Origin of the sequence: Duganella flavida (genome assembly GCF_009857445.1) — a bacterium.
GTDB classification, from domain to species: domain Bacteria; phylum Pseudomonadota; class Gammaproteobacteria; order Burkholderiales; family Burkholderiaceae_D; genus Rugamonas; species Rugamonas flavida.
On record NZ_WWCN01000001.1, the window covers coordinates 439,046 to 457,642 of the forward strand.

Sequence of the window (18,597 nt, forward strand, 5' to 3'; positions counted from 1 at the left end):
TAGACTCCTAACGATTTGGTGTGATTGGCAGGGAACCCTGCCCAACTTTGATAGTGCTACCGTACTGCCGTACTGCGTATTCTGGTGCCCTTTACGTGGATTGAACACGTGGCCTCTCCCTTACCAAGGGAGTGCTCTACCACTGAGCTAAAAGGGCTTATTGTGTACTGCGCTTTACAACTGCGATGCTTGCGCATCTGAATTGCAACAACACTGGAGCGGGTGAAGGGAATCGAACCCTCGTCATAAGCTTGGAAGGCTTCAGCTCTACCATTGAGCTACACCCGCGAGGTATTGGTTCAATTCAATTCATTTTTACTACGCCACTCAGTCTTCTTGCAAAAACTTGGTGGAGGGGACTGGATTCGAACCAGTGTACTCTGAGAGAACGGATTTACAGTCCGTCGCCTTTAACCACTCGGCCACCCCTCCGCGAGGAACCGCAGAGTATGAAGCAATTTTTCTGTGACGTCAACCCTGTTTTCAACACCGCGTAAATCTTTTCCGGCGCTGTTCAGAGTAACGTCTGCTTCGGGGCGAGATTTTAAACGCACCAACTGCGATTGTGCAAGTGTTGTTTTTACGTTGCATGATTTCCTATACAATCGACCGGTCCCTAGAGATCCTTGGAGCCCTGCATTTGAACAATCGTAGTGGTCGCTGGCCTATCCTCCTGCTCGCCAATCTGGCCCTGTGGGCCGCGTATTTCCTTGCTGGCCGCCTCGGCCTGCTGCTGGCGCTGCCGCCGGGGTATGCCTCTCCTATCTTCCTCCCCGCCGGTATTGCGCTGGCTGCCTGCGTGGTGGGCGGCGCGCGCCTGCTGCCGGCGGTGGCGCTCGGTTCGCTGGCGGTCAACCTGGTGATGCCGGCGCTGAGCCCGGCCGGCATCACCCGCCTGGCCGCGATCGGCGCCTGCGCGCCTGCCATCGGCGCCGCGCTGCAAGCCTGGGCTGGCAGCACCCTGTTCCGCCGCTATATCGACCAGGCCATCGGCTCCGGCCGCGACGTGGTGCGCTTCATCATGCTGGCGCTCAGCGTAACGCTGGTGTCGAGCACCCTGTCGGTATCCGGCATGCTGTTGCTTGGCATCTTGCAGCGCGAGACGGTCGCCAACGACTGGCTGGCATGGTGGATGGGCGACACCATCGGCATCATGCTGGCGGCGCCGCTGACCTGGATTGTCATTGGCCGTCCGCGCGCGCTGTGGGCGCGCCGCCGCACACTGGTGGGCTTGCCGCTGCTGCTGTCGGCTGCCGCCTTCATCGCCATCTATCTGCAAGCCGACCGCTGGGAAAACAACCAGCAGCTGCAAACCTTCCGCCTCAAGGCACAGCAGACCGGCGACTTGCTGCAATCCCAGTTCAGCGAGCACGAGCGCTTCATCTATGCCATGGCCAAGGCCCTCAACGATCCGCGCCGCACCATCAACGCTGACGATTTCGGCAACCTTGCACACGGCTATCTCGACCAGCGCCCCGAGCTGCTGTCGATGGGCTGGCTGGTGCCGGTGGCTGGCAGTGAGCGTGGCGCGTTCGAAGCCTGGGCGCGCCAGCAAGTGATGCCCGACTACGCTATCCGCGACCGCGGCGAGCCGGGCCAGCCGCTCAAGGTGGCCAGCCAGCGCGAGCGCTATTTCGCCGTGACCTTTGTCGAACCGACCGCCGCGCGCGATTACGTCGGCCTCGATTTCCTGTCCGAAGAACGCCGCCGCGACGCGCTGGAACGCGCCATCCAGTCCGGCCAGCCGACCGCCACCGCACCGCTGCAATTTGCCCGCACCCTGCCCGGCACTGGCTTGCTGCTGATGCAGACCGTGCACCCGAACAGCAACCACCGCCAGGCCGTCGGCTCGCTGCTGATCGCCATGCAGTTCGAGGCTTACCTCAACCAGGCGCTGAAACGCTCCGAGTTCCCGCACTTCCTGATCCGCTTTGAAGACACCGACGACGACGGCCCGCGCCGCGTGGTGCAAGACACGCTGAAACGCCCGGTGCACGCCGGCGACTACCAGCGCCAGTTGCACTTCGGCGGCCGCATCTACGAACTGACGCTGGCGCCAACACCGGCCTACCTGCAACAGCAACGCGGCTGGCAAAGCTGGACCGTGCTGACCTGCGGCTTGCTGCTGACCGGCTTGCTGGGCACCCTGATGATGCTGATCTCCGGTGAGCGCGCGCGCATTCAGGCAGAGGTGAAAGATTCCACCTCGCGCCTGCGCCAGCGCGAAGCGCGCCTGCAAGCGATCCTCAACAAAGCAGCCGACGCCATCCTCACCATCGACAGCAACGGCACCCTGATGTCGGCCAACGCCGCTGCTGGCCGCCTGTTCGGCTATGCACCGGAAAAGATGACCGACCTGCCACTCGACAAGCTGATCCCGGTTGGCGTCGGCGAAGCAGCAGGCCTTGATGCAACAGGCCTGCTGCGCATGATCGCCTGCGGCGTCACCCACGAATACGAACTACCCGGCTGGCGCAGCGACGGCAGCGAATTCCCGCTGGCGATGTCGGTGTCGGAAGTGGAACTGCCGGATGAGCACCTGTTCGTCGCCATCCTGCACGACCTGACCGAACAGCATCTGGCACAAGAACGCATCCATCGCCTGGCGCACCACGACACCTTGACCGGACTGGCGAATCGCCTGTCGCTCAACCTGCGCCTCGAACAGCTGCTGGCGCAAACGCGCCGCAGCGGCGGGCAGGCGGCCGTGCTGTTCATTGACCTGGACCACTTCAAGAAAATCAACGACACCCACGGCCACGCCACCGGCGATTTGCTGCTGGTCGCCGTCTCGCAGCGCCTGCAGGAACTGCTGCGCGAAGTCGACACCATCGCCCGTCTGGGCGGCGACGAATTCATCGTGGTGACGGACGGCGCCATCACGCCCGACGAAGCCTCCAACATCGCCGTGCGCATCGTCGACGCGCTGACCGCGCCGTATCACCTGCAAGGCAAAACCGTCCACAGCGGCGCCAGCGTCGGCGTCGCCATGTTCCCCAACGATGGCGAAGACGCCGGCACCCTGATGCGCCACGCCGACACCGCCATGTACGCCGCCAAGAGCCAGGGTCGCGGCAATTTCCAGTTCTTCTCGGAAGAGATGAACAGCGCCACCCACGAGCGCCTGATGCTGGAAAACCGCCTGTGGCAGGCACTGGAACAAAACGAATTCGAGCTGTATCTGCAGCCGCAAATTGAGCTGGCGACCCAGCGCATCATCGGCGCCGAAGCGCTGCTGCGCTGGCACCATCCGGAGCTAGGCATGGTGAGTCCGGACCGCTTCATCCCGATCGCCGAAGAGTCAGGCCTGATCCTGCCGCTGGGCGACTGGGTGCTGCAGCGCGCCTGCAGCCTGCTGCATTCCTGGCGTTCGCCGGAGCTGTCGCACTTGCGGCTGGCGGTAAATTTGTCGGCGCGCCAGTGCCACGGCCCGGGCCTGCTGCCACATTTGGACCGCATGCTGCACAGCCATGGGATCGACCCGGCCCTGCTGGAACTGGAGATCACCGAATCGGCAGCGATGCAGGACCCGGAACGCAGCCGCGCGCTGCTGATCGAATTGCGTTCGCGCGGCATTAAAGTGGCGATCGACGACTTCGGCACCGGCTACTCGTCGCTAAGTTACCTGAAGCTGTTTGAGATCGACCGCATCAAGATCGACCGCGGTTTCGTGAAGGATATCGAGAGCGATCCGGACGACGCCGTGATCGTCGCCGCCACCATTGCGCTGGCGCATTCGCTGGGACTGGAAGTGATTGCAGAAGGCGTAGAGACGGAAGCCCAGCGCGACTTCTTGCGCGCCAAGCAGTGCGACGAAGCGCAAGGCTATTTGTTCGCGCGCCCGATGCCGGTAGCGCAATTTGAAGCGATGGTGCGCAGCGCAAATACCGTCGTTCCGGCGTAGGCCGGGACGACGTCAGTCCGGCGTGCGGCCGATGGAAGGGTCGCGCTCGATCATATCCAGCAAGGCCGCCACCACCTCAGGATCGAACTGCTTGCCGGCGCGGTCCTTGATGTAGGCGACCGCCTCGGTGTGCGGCCACGGCTCCTTGTACGGGCGCTCGTGCAGCAACGAATCGAACACATCGATCACCGCCACAATCCGCGCCGCAATCGGGATATCACGGCCCTTCAGCTGGTTGGGATAGCCATTGCCATCCCAATGCTCATGGTGGCCGCCGGCGATTTCGGCGCCATAAGTTAGATAGCTGACGCCATCCACCATTTTCGACGCCCGCTCCAGGATCGCCTTGCCCACCGCCGCGTGCTGCTGCATCTCGGCGCGTTCTTCCGGCGTATGAATGCCCGGCTTGAGCAGGATGTGATCCGGCGTCGCCACCTTGCCCACATCGTGCAGGATCGACGCCAGGCCGATCATTTCCAGCAGCTGCGGCGTCACCTCGTCCGGATACGCGCCGCGCTCATGCAGGCGCTGCGCCAGCCCCGTGGACAGCATCTGCACCCGCCGCACATGGCCGCCGGTGCCGCTGTCGCGGAACTCGGCCAGATCGGCCAGCGCCACCACCGTGGCCTCCTGCGCCTTGCGCAGCTGGCCGAACATGTAGAGATTGTCGAACGCCGCCGCAATACGCTGGCAGAACACTTCCAGCAGGTCGCGCTGGATCTGCGCCAGCGGCCATGGCGGCGTCACCGAAATCGCCACCTCGCGGTTTTCCTGCGTGTGGATGAACAGCACATTGGCCGGATGCTCGAACTGCGATTTCTTTTCGTTGAAGGCCTTGACGATGGTCGGCCATAGCGGGTGCGAGGTTGGCATCAGTTCCGACTCGTTCAGCGTCGCATAATTGCCGGTGGCCGCCACCACGGTGGTGACGCCGGTGTCGCCCTGCATCAGGCACAGCACGCCGTCCGAACCGACGTCGAGGATGGCGCTGACCTGGTTCAGCACGCCCGAGGCAAACTCGCGCAGCGAATGGATCTGGTACAGATTGGTGGCGCCGGCCAGGATCTTGCCGAGGCCAATGCGGCTGCGCTCCAGCATGTTCAGGCTCTCGTACGCGCGCAGCGCCGAGATCACCGTGGTGAACAGCTTCTGCGTGGTCAGCTCGGTCTTGGCCTTGTAATCGTTGATGTCGTATTCGATGATCACGCGCTGCTCCGGCGCCTGTCCCGGCTGGCCGGTACGCAGCACCACGCGCACGATGGTGTTGTGGAGTTCTTCGCGTATGCGGCGCGCCAGCAGCAGGCCGGCGTCGTCGGTTTCCATCACCACGTCCAGCAGCACCAGGGCGATGTCCGGCGTGTCGCGCAGGATGTCGTAGGCTTCGCGCCCGCTGTAGGCCGAGAACAATTCCAGCTCGCGGCCCTTGAAGCTGACATTGCGCAGCGCTAGCCGCGTGACGGCATGCACATCGACATCATCGTCAACGATTAACACCCGCCACAAGCGCTGGTCTGGCGCGCTGAGACCGCTGGCTGGAAGCTCTTCTTCGTCTTCGTCGATCAGCCAGTTGTCATCTGCGGCGTTGGAATCGGTCATATACGCAATCTCCTGTTGTTACCCTAGGATAATCAGAATCCCCCCCGGTGACAACAGATATCGCGCTGCGCTGCGGCACTAGTTGTTGACGGGGGACGTCCCTGCTTCCGCCCCTGCTGCAGCCGTACGGTTAGCCGCCGAGCAAGCACCCGGATTGGCGCCAGCATCCAGGTTTTGATAGCGGATTTCATATTTGCCGTTGGCCAGTTTGTCGACCAGCAGCTTGTCGTGCGCCTGCACATAGGCATAGCGCACATTGGCGTGGCGCTCCATGTCGTAGACCTTGATGAAGACCGCCGAGTTGTTGCCGGCGTTATCCAGCGTCAGCTGCATTTCATCGCCACGGTTACCGACCGGGAAGCCCTCCATATAGCCGGAGCGGGCCGGCCACGGTTCGCCGTTGGGCGCCACCAGTGTCTGGGTCTGGGTTTCGCTGTCGCACTCGGCGCCGGCGCCGGGCACCACCACCTGCGACGAGGCCAGCACCTTGATCGGCGACGGCTTGACTGCGTGCGCTTCATTCAGGCGCACCGTAGCCCAGGCTTCGCGCAGTTCGGCGCGTTGCGGATCTTGCTGCGAACGCGACGGCGCCGCGTCGGGTGTGGCGGCATTGGCGTTGATACCGCCCTTGCCGCCCCAGGCCGCACTCAGCATATTGGACACCAGCTGCGGTTCGGCCACCATGGTCACACCGCCCAGCCAGCCCGCCACCAGGCACAAAGCCAACCCGGCCCAGACTTTCCAGTCGCGGCGGCGCGGACGCAGGCGTGCCGGTTCAGGAACATGTTCGGGATGCCAGTCGCGCTCGTGCTTATGCTTGTCGCTGCGGGCGCCATGGGCATGGCCATGGCCGTCCTCGTTGCGGGTGCTCTCCAGCCATTCGATTTCCCACTCCTCGGAGGTGATCCACTCGTCATGCTCCTTGCGGCGCTGCGGGTCGGACAGGGTCTCGTAGGCGCTGTTGAGGATGGCCATGATGCGCGCAGCCTTCTCATCACCCGGATTTTTATCAGGGTGGTATTTTTGGCTCAGCGCCTTGTAGGCGGCACGTATGACTTCCTGCGGCGCCATGCGCGCCACTTTCAGGTTGTCATAGTGAGTATGTATCTTAGCCATAAAGGGAAATCGACGCGGAATCAGTCATCATAGCCCATCTTAGCGCATGCAATCGATGTAGCATGCACGGAATTGACTTGCTTTTCTGCCTATTGTGTTTTTCCGTCTACAGGCGATTACAAACGATGCGTGCGGTCCTGGGCGACGATCGCCTCGGGCAATTCCACGCCCTTGCCCACTGCCAGCACCTTGAACAATTCACCCATCTCAGCCGGCGACACCAGCTTTTGCATGGCGCGCGCCTGTGGCAGGTAATTCATGGCATCGGCCGGGTCGGTGCGCAGCAGCAGTTCGCCGATGCCGGCGCCCAGCAGGAAGCCGGACTGGTTCAAATACCCCAGCACTTCCGCGCCCGCATCCTGCGCCGCCAGCGCCATCGCCGTGAAATCGACGTGGGCAGTGATGTCCTGCAAGCCCGGATAGTAGAACGGGTCCGGATGAGCATGATGGCGGTAGTGGCACATCAGGGTGCCGGTGGCGCGCTGGTCGAAGTAGTACTCGCGCGCCGGGAAGCCGTAGTCGAACAGGAAGGCGGCGCCCTTGCCCATCATGCGCCCCAGCGTCGCCATGAAACCGCAGGCCACACCGTGCAGCTCGGTCACATAACCGACTGGCAGGAATTCATGTTCAGGAATCTGGCGCTCGACCTGCTGCAGCAATTCTGCGCTGGCCGGCGCCTCCAGGTACTGGAAGCGGCCATCGCTGACCGTCACCTGCAACTCCTGCCAGCCCTGCGGATTCTTGATCACCAGATGAATCGGCATCGCATCCAGCACCTCGTTACCGAATACCACGCCGTCGAACGATGCCGGCATGGCGTCCAGCCACTCCACTTGCGGGAAGTCGCGCAGCTTTTCCTGCTGGCGGCCGCGCAGTTCGCCGGAAAGTTCGACGATGCTGTAGCGCTCCACTTTGACGCCAGCGGCGGTGAGCTCGGTCAGGATGTCGAACGCCAGCTTGCCGGTGCCGGCGCCGAATTCGAGGATGCTCGGCGCGCTTTGGGCGATAATAGCGGCTGCAACTTGCGCCAGCGCCGCGCCGAACAAGGGCGACAGCTCGGGAGCGGTTGTAAAATCGCCATCTTTGCCTAATTTGGCGGAGCCGCCGCTGTAGTAGCCCAGGCCGGGCGCATACAGGGCCAGCTCCATATAGCGGGCGAAGGAAATGGCGCCTGAGTTGCTCTCGATTTCGGCGGCGATCAGGTGCTGCAGGGCGTGGGACGCGGCCAGCGCGTCGCTAGAAGGTACGGGTAAGGACATCCCGGCATTATATCCAGTTCAAACATGATGACATCTAAGGACAATTCCGGGCCCCGCGTGGCCCTCGTTACCGGAGCGGGCCGCCGCCTCGGCCGCGCCATCGCGCTCGGCATGGCGCATGCCGGCTGGGACGTAGCGGTACACTACCGCGCTTCCGAAGCGGAAGCCAAGGCTGTGGTGGCCGAGATCGTCGCCATGGGCCGCCGCGCCGCCGCTCTGCACTGCGAGCTGGCCGACGAAGCGGCCGTGCGCGAGCTGCTGCCGCGCGCCGTGGCAGCGCTGGGCGCGGTGCAGTGCGTGGTCAACAGCGCCTCGCTGTTCGACTACGACAGCGCGGCCGATTTCAGCAGCGCCAAACTGGACGCCCATATGCGCGCCAACGTCGCCGCGCCGGTACTGCTGGCGCAAGCCCTGCACGCGGCCACGCCGGACGGCCAGCAAGCCGCCGTTATCAACCTGCTGGACCAGAAGCTGTACAATCTCAATCCTGATTTTTTGTCGTACACCCTGTCCAAGGCTGCGCTGCACACCGCCACCACCATGCTGGCACAGGCGCTGGCGCCGAAATTAAGGGTGGTGGGCGTGGCGCCGGGCCTGACCATGGTGTCCGGCGACCAGACCGAAGCCGGTTTCGCCAACGCGCACCAGCAAACGCCGCTGGGCCGTTCCAGCACTCCACAAGACATCGTCGACGCCGTGCTGTATGCCGCGTCGGCCCGTGCCGTCACTGGCACCACGCTGCTGGTCGATGGCGGCCAGCACCTGCTGCCGCTGCAACGCGACGTGATGTTTTTAGCTAAATAATTTATATCAAAAAGGTTTCCCATGCTGTCCGCCCTGATCCATCCACAACTGAACGACTGCCGCCGCCTGTTCCTGCGCAACTACGAAGTCATGATCAACATCGGCGTCTACGAGTTCGAGAAAAAAGGCGAGCAGCGCCTGCTGATCAACGTTGACCTGTACATCCCGCTGGCGGTGTCGTCGCCGACCCAGGACCAGCTGGAAGAAGTGGTGGATTACGACTTTATGCGCAACACCATCGCCCAGCGCATGGCGCGCGGCCACGTGCAGCTGCAAGAAACGCTGTGCGACGACATCGTGCGCTCGATGCTGGAGCACCCGAGCGTGCGCGCGGCACGCGTCTCGACCATGAAGCCGGACGTCTACCCGGACTGCGAAGGCGTGGGCGTGGAAGTATTCAAAATTAAGGACGCAGCATGAACGCCGTTATTGAAGAAATCAGCGTCAAGAGCGCTGAGAAAATCGCCCACGAGAACAACAAGCTGCACAAGCGCCTGTGCCGCCTGGTTGGCCAGGCCATCGGCGACTTCAACATGATTGAAGACGGCGACAAGATCATGGTCTGCCTGTCCGGCGGCAAGGACTCCTACGCCCTGCTCGACATTTTGATGACGCTGCGCGAACGCGCGCCGATCAACTTCGAGATCGTGGCCGTGAACCTGGACCAGAAACAGCCCAACTTCCCGGCCGACATTCTGCCGGCCTACCTGGAAAAGCTGGGCATCCCGTTCCATATTGAGAACCAGGACACCTACAGCATCGTCAAGCGCCTGATCCCGGAAGGCAAGACCACCTGCTCGCTGTGCTCGCGCCTGCGCCGCGGCATCCTGTACCGTGTGGCCGATGAGCTGGGCTGCAACAAGATCGCCCTCGGCCACCACCGCGACGACATCCTTGAGACCTTCTTCCTGAACATGTTCTTCGGCGGGAAAATCAAAGGCATGCCGGCCAAGCTGGTATCGGATGATGGCAAGCACATGGTGATCCGCCCGCTGGCCTACGTGAAGGAAGAAGACACCGAGCGCTACGCCGAAGTCAAAGGTTTCCCGATCATCCCGTGCGACCTGTGCGGCTCGCAGGAAAACCTGCAGCGCAAGCAGATCAAAGCCATGATGCGCGACTGGGAAAAGAAATTCCCTGGCCGTGTTGAAAACATCTTCTCGTCGCTGTCGACCGTAGTGCCATCGCACCTGATGGACCGTGACCTGTTCGGCTTCAAAGACATCAAAGCCGACGGCATCGCCAATCCACAAGGCGACATCGCCTTCGACGAAGAGCCATGCTCCACCCCGGCCACCGTGCCAGGCATCATTTCCCTGCAGCGGGAAGACTGACCTCGAAGTTCAATTGCTTCTTCCCTCGGCTTGTACGTAATACAACAACCACAGGGTAAGGAGAAGTTCGACGCCATGTCGCCGGCCGAACAGGCCGGCGTCATGGCCAAGGTGGCTGCGATGCTCAAGCAGCAGATAGAAGAGGCGGCGCACAAGCAGGACGCCTCCTCTTCCGGCATGCTTTAGTACTTCTGCGCAGTGCGCATCACGGGGTAGAGATTGAAACGCTCATCCCACGAGGCGTGCCGCTTGGCGAAGAACTCCAGGCGCTTCTCCGGGCTCTTGTTGAAGGCCGCGTCGGTATCGAGCTTTTTGCGGAATTCTTCGCGCAGCGCCGGATCGGCGTCCAGCTGGTCGCGCGCCACTTCCTCGGCCACGTATTCCTCCATGTATTCCTTGCGTTCAAAGGCGTTATTGAATTCGCCCCACGCCAGCAGACCGTCGGCGCCACGTGGCTCCAGCATGGTCATCACCAGCCGCGCCTTCGGCTGCGCAATCGGCACGAACAGCGCGCCTTTTGCCACCGGACGGCGCTCGCGGCCCCAATCGCCTTCCACCGCCAGCGACTGGTGGCCTTCAAACGACTGCGCGCCGAAGGTGGTCTTGCTGGCGCGGAAGGACTCCACTTCGGCCGACATCTGGTCGTCCTTGATCACCTTGAACTCAATGCCGTGCTGTTTCAGCTTGGCGCTTACCCAGGCCGCATCCGCCGCCGGCACGATGTAGCCGCCCAGCGGCGCTTTCACGCGGTAGTCCGGCACCACTTCATCGCGCAGCGGCACGCTCCAGACTTGCGGCTTGGTCTCGTCGTAGCGCGTCCACAGGCCGCCGGAAATGTCCGAGTGCTCGCGCGTGTAGGCGTAGCCCGGAAACTCGATGGTTTTACTATTGAAGGTGGTGCGGTAGCTGAGCGGGAAATCGCTGCCGCCCAGCGCCAGCGCGCGCGCGTCGGCCTGCTGCACCAGCTTTTGCCAATCCTTGCCATGCTGCGCCACTTGCGACAGCAAGGACACGATGGTGTTGCGCGTAATGCGCACACGGGTCGGATAATCTTTCCACGAATGGGTTTCCACCAGCATGGCGAAGCGGTTACGCATCGGGAAGTAGCCGGTCGAGAAGCGCGGCGTCGCCATGCTGTCGATGAAGCCGGAGGTCGGATCATCTTCCTTGGCGAACGAAATGTAGAAGGAACGCGGATCGGAACCCTGCGCCTTCAGATCGGCCATCACATTTTTTTGCAGCGCGGCGCCGGCCACTTTCAGGTCTTCGTCGCCGCCGTGTACCGGCTCTACCTGGATTGAAACGTCCGGCTGGAACTTGGCGCCGTCGGTTACGTGCAGGTCGATATAGGCCAGCGGATCCCATGCGTTCACCAGCGCCAGCATGGCTTGCATTTCCGGCGCATCGGCTTTCACGTAATCGCGATTCAGGTTGTAGTTTTGCGCCGTGGTGCGCCAGCCCATTTCCACCGGGCCGCGCTGGTTAGGGCGATTGTTTTTGCCGAAGCGCTCATGGCCATCGACGTTGAACACCGGGACGAACAGCAGCACCTGCTGATCCAATGCACCCGGTGCGGCCTTGTTCTCCAGCGCTTCACGCAACGCCAGGAAGCCTGCATCCTTGCCGTCGATTTCACCGGCGTGGATGCCGCCTTGTACCAGCAGCACCGGCACGCCCTTCTTCTTCGCCTGTTCCGCAGTCAGCGCGCCAGTGCGCGAGACGGCCAGTGCCAGCATCGGACGGCCTTGCGGCGTGCGGCCGAATTCAAAGCAGCGCACCTGCTTCGGATACGCCTTCTGGAACTGCGTGCATAGCGCGATCACTTCGTCGTAACGGCCGGTGGCCTGGAACCCGGAGCGCTCGGAAACGGTGCTCAACGGCGCCGCAGCAGGTGCAGCAGGTGCAGCGATAGCCAGCGCGGAGTTGGCGGCAAAGGCAAGCAGAATGGCGGAACGTATCATGTCGGACTTCCAGCGTTAGGTTAAAAATTTGTTTATCGATCGCGTATCGAGATTTCCCGCACCTCATCCCGCAGCGGCGTCAAAGGTCCGGAAGACGCCTTACTGCGCAGTGCCTGCGGCACCACCGGACAGGCGCCGGTGCTACGGTAGCTGAGTGCTGCGGCCAACAGGCCTTCGGCCGGGTCGCCTTGCGCATGCGACAGATCATCGCTGACGCGGCAGGTTGGTGTAAAGCCGTCTGCGTAATCGCCAAAGCCCTTGTTGTTAGTACCCTGCAGCTGGATGGCAAAGTAGGTCGTACCGCAGTTGGCGGCCGGTGTGAACGCATACGGTTTGCCGCAGGTTTCACCGCCGATCAGGTTCACCGTCACGTCGACGCCGCGCAAGCTGTTGATCACCGATTCGCTGGCCGAGCAAGTGCCGGCTGCAGTCAGCACCGTCACGCGCTTGAGGCCTAGGTAAGGCAGCGCGGTGCCGGCCTTGATGGTGTTGTCGGATTTGTAGCCCAGCGCCGTCGTCTGGAACATGAAGGCTGCTTGCGGCGTGGTCTTGTCGTTGTAGACCGGCTGCTCGAATACCTTGCCACGGGTGGCCTCCGGACCGGCGATCATGTAAGCCAGCTCGCTGGCGATGGTCAGCAAGCCGCCGCCGTTGTAGCGCAGGTCGAGCACCAGATCTTTCACGCCGGCGGTCTTGAACGACTGGATGGCGGTCACCAGCTGGCTCTCTGCCACGGCATTGTGCTCGTTGAATTGCAGGTAGCCGACCTTGCCGTCCGTCGTGTCCAGCACCTTGGCCAGGCGCACCGGTGGAATCGTCAGGTTGCGTGCGGCCAGCGTGGCCTGCATGACCGTGCCATTGCGGCTCCACGACAACACATGGGTTTCACCGTCAGCCTTGGGTGCCAGTGCGGCGTTGACGATGGCCTTGGCCTCGCTCGAAGTATCGCTGGCGGAGGTGCCGTCGGCCGATACCAGGCTGTCGCCGCGCTGCATGCCGGCCAGTGCCGCCGGCGAACCCGGTTCGACCATGCCGACGGTAAGGATGCGCGACAAGGCAGCGTCGTTATTACGCAGCCAGGTCAGGCCGTAGCCCAGGTTCACACCGGCGGTATTCAACGCTTCCCACGTCGCCGTCGGGTAGGTGAAGTGGAAGCGGTCCTTGGGCCGGCCGGAAGCGGTGACGGCGCTGGTCTTCAACTGCGCGAAGTAGTCGATGGCAGAGCTGTAGTCGGCCATGTTGAGATTGGGTAGCTCGCTGTACCACAGGTAGGTCGCGTCGAAGAAGGAGTGCAGCCAGCGCATCTCCTCGTTCAGGGTGCCCTGTACGTCCGGATAGCCGGCACCGCGTGGCGCAGCGCAGTGATTGAGCAGCGTGTGCCACTCAGGCGGCGTCGGTATCCCCGGATCGGTTGGCGTCGTTGGCGTCGTTGGCGTCGTTGGCGTCGTCGGCGTCGTCGGATCGGTTGGCGTGGTTGGGGTCGTTGGCGTGGTTGGCTCGGTCGGCGTAACCGGCGGCGTCGACGTCGTTCCGGACGAACCGCCGCCGCAGCCAGCCAGCAGCGCAGCCGTTACCGCCGCGCCGGATAAAAGGAAGTGGAATTTCATCAAAGCATTATATGCGTGCTTCTGGTGCCGCTGCCAAGCTTGCAATATTTATTACAATTTACTTTGCAGGTCGGGATCTTTGCGCAGCAGCGCCGCCAGCCACTCGGCAAATACCCGCAGGCGCGGCGACGCCATGCGGCCTTGCGGATACTGCAGCGAGATCGGCATCGGCGCCGGTGGCGTGTCGGCCAGCACCTCGACCAGCGCGCCGCTGGCCAGCTGATCACGTACCTGGTAGGCCGCCACTTGCGCCAAACCCAGTCCCTGCAAGGCGCAGCTGACATTGGCCTCAGCATCGTTGACGGCGATGGCGCTGTGGATGGCGGTGATCATCACGCTGCCGTCGACCACGAAATCCCAGTCGTAAGGACGGCCGGTGCGGCCGGAGAAATGCATCACACCGCGATGTGCGCTCAAGTCGCTCCAGGCTTGCGGCACGCCATGCGCCGCAAGGTAATCCGGCGAGGCGCAAGTGAGGCAGCGCATGCTGCCCAGCGGACGCGCGATCATGGCGGAATCCTGCAGCACGCCCACGCGCAGCGAGCAGTCCAGACCTTGCTCGGTGAGGTCTTGCAGGCGCTCGTTCAGGCTCAGCACCAGATCGATATCCGGATAGGCGCGGCAAAAATCGGCGATGTACGGCACCACGGCGTAGCGGCCGAAAGTGCCCGGCAGCTCGACCCGCAGCTTGCCGCGCGGCGGGCCACCGCCCTGCCCTCGATACGTCCCGTCCGCATCTTCCACCGCTTGCAGGATGTCCAGGCACTTGCGGAAATAGTCGGCGCCGTCCGGCGTCAGCGACAGGCGGCGCGTAGTCCGCTGCAGCAGCTGGGTGCCGAGGAAGGCTTCCAGCTTCTTGATGGTGGCGGTGAGCGCCGCGCGCGGCAGGTCCAGCGTCTCGGCGGCCTTGGTAAAGCTGTTGGCCTCAACGATGCGCACAAACGTCTGCATGGCTTTGAGTCGGTCCATTGTTCACATTATGTGAAAAGTATAGGTGCATTATGCCCTAATTATCTTTACCGGGATTTTGCCTACACTTTGTCCATCGATATTCCCACTGGAGAACCATCATGAGCAAACAAAAAGACATCAGCCCCGGCATGGTCGGGCTGCTGGCCACGGCGACCGGCCTGATCGTCGCCAGCCTGTATTACGCGCAAACGCTGGTCGGTCCGATCAGCGCCTCCACCGGCCTGTCGCCCGCTGCGGCAGGGCTGGTGGTCACCCTGACGCAGATCGGCTACTGCATCGGCCTGCTGTTCATCGTGCCGCTGGGCGACCTGCTGGAAAACCGCCGCCTGATCTTCACCGGCCTGCTGTTCACTTCCGCCATGCTGGTGCTGGCTGCGGTCAGCACCAGCGCGTGGATGTTTTTGATGGCCGCATTGGGTATCGGCCTGGGTTCGGTGGCGGCGCAGATCGTGGTGCCGTTTGCGGCCCACCTGTCGCTGGAATCCACGCGCGGTGTGACAGTCGGTAAAGTGGTGAGCGGCCTGCTGCTGGGGATTATGCTGTCGCGCCCAGCGGCCAGCCTGATTGCCGATGCCACCAGCTGGCACGTGGTGTTCGCGGGTGCTGCGGTGGTGGTGCTGATCGTGGCCTTCGTGCTGCGCGCCAAGCTGCCGCTGCGCGCGCCGAACCACCACATCACGTATCCAAAGCTGCTGGCCTCCGTGTGGCACTTGTTCCTGCAAACGCCGCTGCTGCGCCGCCGCGCCGCCTACCACGCCGGCATCTTCGGTTCATTCAGCTTGTTCTGGACCGTGACGCCGCTGATGCTGGCCGGTCCCGTATTCCATCTGTCGCAGACTGGCATCGCCCTGTTCGCACTGGTCGGCATGGCCGGTGCAGTCGCCTCGCCGATTGCGGGCAAGCTGGCCGACAAAGGCCACACGCTAATGGCGACTGCCGCCGCGCTGGTGCTGGGTGTGATTGGATTTGCGCTGCCGATGGTGGTGCCGGGTTCGCGCGAGGTGGCGCTGGCAGTGCTGGTCATTGCGTCCATCGTGCTGGACATGGGTGTGGCGGCCAATCTGGTGTTGGGTCAGCGCGCCATCTTCACGCTCGGTGCGGAAGTGCGCAGCCGCCTGAACGGCGTCTACTTCGCGCTGTTCTTTGCAGGTGGCGCGGTGGGATCGGCCCTGGGTGGCTGGATGTTTGCCACCCACGGCTGGCACGCCGCGCTGTTGACCGGTGCTGCCTTCAACGGCGCGGCGCTACTGTACTGGCTAACCGAGTACTTTAACCACCGAAGTGGTAGTTCAGCTCAACCCAGCCTTGACGGCCAACCGGGCTGAAATTACCCACCGGGTAGTACGGCCAGCCGGCGCTGTTATCGGTCTTCACTTGATTGAACAGGTTATTCACTGCCACCGACAGGGTAGTGCGTTCATTCAGGCGATACACCACGCTGGCGTTGACCAAGGTGGTCGGCGTCAGGAAAGCGGTGCCGGCGGCGTTAGGCACTTTGCCGTAGCGCTGGAAGAACACGGTGTTCGACCATTTGCCGATATTCCAGGTCACGCTGGCGTTCAGCTTGTCGCGCCAATCATAGTTGGTCAGGTCTTCCAGGTCGTCGTTCAGCACATCGCCGGTGAATTGGCGTGAGTGCTTGTTCAGCGTCTTCGAGTAGTTGGCCTTGGTGATGACGTTGCCGTATTCCTTGGTGCGGAACACGTACTTGCCCGCGATATCAATGCCGTCCACGCTAGTGGTAGCAGCATTGATCGGGTTGACCAGGATCGACTTGATCTCGCCCGGCTTGTTCAGCGCATTGTCCGCGTAGCGGGTGATACGCGAAATCGCATCGGCGCAAGTTGGCGAAGTCAGGTCGCCCTTGAGGCGGCAGGCCGCTTCGTCCTGCAGCAGCTTGTCGGCGCTCAGGTTGGTGACCAGGTCGCTGATCTTGATGTTCCAGTAGTCGACCGACATATCGAAGTCCGCGCTTGGCGACCACACGATACCGAGACCGCTCGAACGGCCCTTCTCGGAACGCAGGTCCTTGCTGCCGGTCTGCACGTAGTCGGCGCCCGGCGAGTAGTTGGCGAACTCGCAGCTGGCGATCGGCTGGCCGGCTTTGGCGCAGCGGTAGTAATCGGTGGTGGAAGCGTAGTAGCCGGTGCCGCGTGCCTTGAAGATGTAGTTCATGTCCGGCGCGCGGAAACTGGTGGCGTAATTACCGCGCAGCAGCAGCTGCTGGGCCGGACGCCATTCCACACCGCCGTTGTAGGTGAACTTGCCGTCATCGCGGCCGGCGAAGCTGTACTTGTCGTAGCGGCCTGCCAGCGTGGCGTTGACCGATTTAAGCACCGGGATGCTGGCCTCCAGGCCCGCTGCATAACGCTTGCGGGTGCCGGCGGTGACATCGGAACCAGTGGCGACGTTGAAGTAGCCTTCGTTGATGCGTGGGTCAGGCGTATTCGAGAAACCCTGCTTGCCCAGTTCCGCCACCGCTGCCAGTTTCACTGGACCGGCCGGCAGTTCGAACGCATCGCCATTGGCCGACAGGCTGACAGTGTTGGTCCACGACTTGTCGTTGCTAACCGCAGTGCCGGTGATGGAATCGAATTCCTGCGGCGTCAGACGCTTGGTCAGGCGTGCCGGATCCGGTGCGTAGATTGCTACGCCGCTCTTGTCCACGCCCAGTTGCGGGCCGAGGAAGAAGCTGTCGATATTGGCCAGCGCGCGTGGGCGATGGTCCTGGCTCTTGTACAGCGAGGCGGTGTAGCCGGCTTCATAATTCCAGCTGGTGCCCGGAATCACACCGCGCGCGCCGATCGACAGCGAGCTGGTTTGGTCATCCCAGTAGCGGTTGTAGCGCTCCACGCCACCGATTTCTTCCGGCGAAATGTAGCGGTTCCACGCCTCGTAGACATTGGTGTTCTGGTTCCAGAAGTAGGAATCGGTCAGCGAACGCGAAGTCCACGACGGGCCGCGCGTATTCTGCGTGCTGCGGTTCTGGCCAAACAGCGCTTCGGCGTACAGCGTGGTTTCCGGCGACAGCTCGTAATTGGCGCTGCCGAACAGATTCTGGCTGCTGTTCTTGGTCTGGGTGGTCCAGTAGGTCGGGCCGACTTTCGGGCTGGCGCAATAGCTGCCTGCCTTGGCCGTGTACTTGACCGTGCTGCCGCCATACAGGTCGCTCAGCGACGAGCAAGTGTCGCCCAGGTCGACGTATTTGCCGGTGCTGACGTTCTTGCGGCCGAGCACCGAAGTCGGTGCGACGCCGGTTTTCTGTGCCATGAAATCGCGGTCCGCGCTCCACAGCGGTTCGCGCTCCAGCAGTTCCACGCTGAACAGGGTGGTCAGCTTGTCGAAGCTCTTACCGCCGGTGAACTGCACGCGCTGATCTTCCGCGCCGCCGCGCGAGGTGCCGCCGGCTTTGACGTTGATGTCGTAACCGTCAGCCTTCTTTTTCAGGATAATGTTGACCACGCCCGCAATTGCGTCCGAGCCGTAGACCGCCGAGGCGCCGCCGCTCAGGATCTCGATGCGTTCCACCACGCTCGATGGAATATTGGCAAGGTTGGTGAAATTGACCGTGCCGTCGTAAGCAATCGGGAAGTCCGCCATACGGCGGCCGTTCAGCAGCACCAGCGTGTGGTTCGGGCCAAGGCCGCGCAAGCTGATGGCGTTGGCCGACGGCGTGAAAGTATTGCCGTAGTCGGCGCCTTGCACAAAGCCGCTGTTCTGGGTTTGGTTGGTCAGCGCGTCGAAGACATTGCGGAAGCCCTGCTTGGTGATGTCGTCAGCGGTAATAACCGTGACGGCAGTCGGGCCTTCCGTGCCGGCGCGCGGGATGCGCGAACCGGTGATTACAACGGCGGGCGGCGTGGTCGCTGCCGAAGAGTCTTGCGCCAGCACCTGGGTCGGGCCGGCCACGCCGCACAGCAGCGCGATAGCGCCAGCTGCCAGCGGGTTCAATTTGAATTTTATTGTCATTGAAGTGGTCCAGATTTGAAAAAGGTCGCCACCTTATCAAATCCGGCCACGATACTGAACGAATGTTTTCTTACT

12 protein-coding genes and 3 tRNA genes are annotated in these 18,597 nt (G+C 62.6%); 5 read left to right on the forward strand and 10 right to left on the reverse strand.

Annotation, left to right across the window (positions count from 1 at the left end; genetic code table 11):
- Positions 1-82: 82 nt before the first annotated feature.
- The 3 genes from GTP46_RS01865 to GTP46_RS01875 form a co-directional block, all read right to left on the reverse strand.
- Positions 83-157 (reverse strand) — tRNA-Thr (locus tag GTP46_RS01865).
- 57 nt (positions 158-214) lie between these two features.
- Positions 215-288, reverse strand: a tRNA-Gly gene (locus GTP46_RS01870).
- 59 nt (positions 289-347) lie between these two features.
- Positions 348-432 (reverse strand) — tRNA-Tyr (locus GTP46_RS01875).
- A gap of 208 nt (positions 433-640) precedes the next feature.
- Between GTP46_RS01875 and GTP46_RS01880 the strand changes: the two genes are divergently transcribed.
- Positions 641-3,904, forward strand: a complete 3,264-nt coding sequence (locus GTP46_RS01880) for an EAL domain-containing protein (RefSeq protein WP_161004912.1) — start codon at positions 641-643, stop codon at positions 3,902-3,904.
- Positions 3,905-3,916: 12 nt separating this feature from the next.
- Here the strand turns inward: GTP46_RS01880 and GTP46_RS01885 are convergent, their stop codons facing one another.
- The 3 genes from GTP46_RS01885 to GTP46_RS01895 form a co-directional block, all read right to left on the reverse strand.
- The gene (locus GTP46_RS01885; protein ID WP_161004913.1) at positions 3,917-5,500 is read right to left on the reverse strand and encodes a DUF3369 domain-containing protein; all 1,584 of its coding nucleotides are present in this window, start codon (positions 5,498-5,500) and stop codon (positions 3,917-3,919) included.
- 78 nt (positions 5,501-5,578) lie between these two features.
- Entirely contained in the window at positions 5,579-6,616 is a 1,038-nt protein-coding gene (locus tag GTP46_RS01890) for a J domain-containing protein (protein ID WP_161004914.1), read from the reverse strand.
- Between the two features lie 116 nt (positions 6,617-6,732).
- Entirely contained in the window at positions 6,733-7,875 is a 1,143-nt protein-coding gene (locus GTP46_RS01895) for a class I SAM-dependent methyltransferase (protein WP_161004915.1), read from the reverse strand.
- Positions 7,876-7,899: 24 nt separating this feature from the next.
- On the opposite strand from GTP46_RS01895, the gene GTP46_RS01900 reads away from it, so the two are divergent.
- Genes GTP46_RS01900 through ttcA form a run of 3 tightly spaced genes read left to right on the forward strand, consistent with a single transcriptional unit; the run spans position 7,900 to position 10,013 of the window.
- On the forward strand, positions 7,900-8,679 hold the full coding sequence (locus tag GTP46_RS01900) for an SDR family oxidoreductase (RefSeq protein ID WP_161004916.1): 780 nt from the start codon (positions 7,900-7,902) through the stop codon (positions 8,677-8,679).
- 21 nt (positions 8,680-8,700) lie between these two features.
- Positions 8,701-9,099: a dihydroneopterin aldolase gene (locus tag GTP46_RS01905; RefSeq protein ID WP_161004917.1), complete on the forward strand. Its 399-nt coding sequence runs from the start codon at positions 8,701-8,703 to the stop codon at positions 9,097-9,099.
- Complete coding sequence (ttcA, locus tag GTP46_RS01910; RefSeq protein WP_161004918.1) at positions 9,096-10,013, forward strand: tRNA 2-thiocytidine(32) synthetase TtcA; 918 nt, start codon at positions 9,096-9,098, stop codon at positions 10,011-10,013. The genes GTP46_RS01905 and ttcA overlap by 4 nt, the downstream gene beginning before the upstream one ends.
- Positions 10,014-10,195: 182 nt before the next feature.
- Here ttcA and GTP46_RS01915 read toward each other — a convergent pair whose 3' ends face one another.
- The 3 genes from GTP46_RS01915 to GTP46_RS01925 are packed head-to-tail and all read right to left on the reverse strand — an operon-like array spanning position 10,196 to position 14,550.
- Positions 10,196-11,974, reverse strand: coding sequence for a M14 family metallopeptidase (locus GTP46_RS01915; RefSeq protein ID WP_161004919.1), 1,779 nt, complete (start codon positions 11,972-11,974; stop codon positions 10,196-10,198).
- A gap of 32 nt (positions 11,975-12,006) precedes the next feature.
- A complete protein-coding gene (locus tag GTP46_RS01920; RefSeq protein WP_161004920.1) occupies positions 12,007-13,581 on the reverse strand; it encodes a S41 family peptidase in 1,575 nt (524 codons plus the stop codon).
- A 51-nt stretch (positions 13,582-13,632) separates the two neighbouring features.
- Positions 13,633-14,550, reverse strand: a complete 918-nt coding sequence (locus GTP46_RS01925) for a LysR family transcriptional regulator (RefSeq protein ID WP_161004921.1) — start codon at positions 14,548-14,550, stop codon at positions 13,633-13,635.
- Between the two features lie 101 nt (positions 14,551-14,651).
- On the opposite strand from GTP46_RS01925, the gene GTP46_RS01930 reads away from it, so the two are divergent.
- A complete protein-coding gene (locus GTP46_RS01930) occupies positions 14,652-15,878 on the forward strand; it encodes an MFS transporter (protein ID WP_161004922.1) in 1,227 nt (408 codons plus the stop codon).
- Here the strand turns inward: GTP46_RS01930 and GTP46_RS01935 are convergent.
- Positions 15,823-18,522, reverse strand: a complete 2,700-nt coding sequence (locus GTP46_RS01935) for a TonB-dependent receptor plug domain-containing protein (RefSeq protein ID WP_161004923.1) — start codon at positions 18,520-18,522, stop codon at positions 15,823-15,825. The two genes, GTP46_RS01930 and GTP46_RS01935, sit on opposite strands and share 56 nt — an antisense overlap.
- Positions 18,523-18,597 lie beyond the last annotated feature (75 nt).

Bases quoted from the DNA above. Each gene is read 5' to 3' on its own strand.
- GTP46_RS01885 (WP_161004913.1), bottom strand. From the start codon at position 5,500: ATGACCGATTCCAACGCCGCAGATGACAACTGGCTGATCGACGAAGAC.
- GTP46_RS01890 (WP_161004914.1), bottom strand. From the start codon at position 6,616: ATGGCTAAGATACATACTCACTATGACAACCTGAAAGTGGCGCGCATG.
- GTP46_RS01895 (WP_161004915.1), bottom strand. From the start codon at position 7,875: ATGTCCTTACCCGTACCTTCTAGCGACGCGCTGGCCGCGTCCCACGCC.
- GTP46_RS01900 (WP_161004916.1), top strand. From the start codon at position 7,900: ATGATGACATCTAAGGACAATTCCGGGCCCCGCGTGGCCCTCGTTACC.
- GTP46_RS01905 (WP_161004917.1), top strand. From the start codon at position 8,701: ATGCTGTCCGCCCTGATCCATCCACAACTGAACGACTGCCGCCGCCTG.
- ttcA (WP_161004918.1), top strand. From the start codon at position 9,096: ATGAACGCCGTTATTGAAGAAATCAGCGTCAAGAGCGCTGAGAAAATC.
- GTP46_RS01915 (WP_161004919.1), bottom strand. From the start codon at position 11,974: ATGATACGTTCCGCCATTCTGCTTGCCTTTGCCGCCAACTCCGCGCTG.
- GTP46_RS01920 (WP_161004920.1), bottom strand. From the start codon at position 13,581: ATGAAATTCCACTTCCTTTTATCCGGCGCGGCGGTAACGGCTGCGCTG.
- GTP46_RS01925 (WP_161004921.1), bottom strand. From the start codon at position 14,550: ATGGACCGACTCAAAGCCATGCAGACGTTTGTGCGCATCGTTGAGGCC.
- GTP46_RS01930 (WP_161004922.1), top strand. From the start codon at position 14,652: ATGAGCAAACAAAAAGACATCAGCCCCGGCATGGTCGGGCTGCTGGCC.
- GTP46_RS01935 (WP_161004923.1), bottom strand. From the start codon at position 18,522: ATGACAATAAAATTCAAATTGAACCCGCTGGCAGCTGGCGCTATCGCG.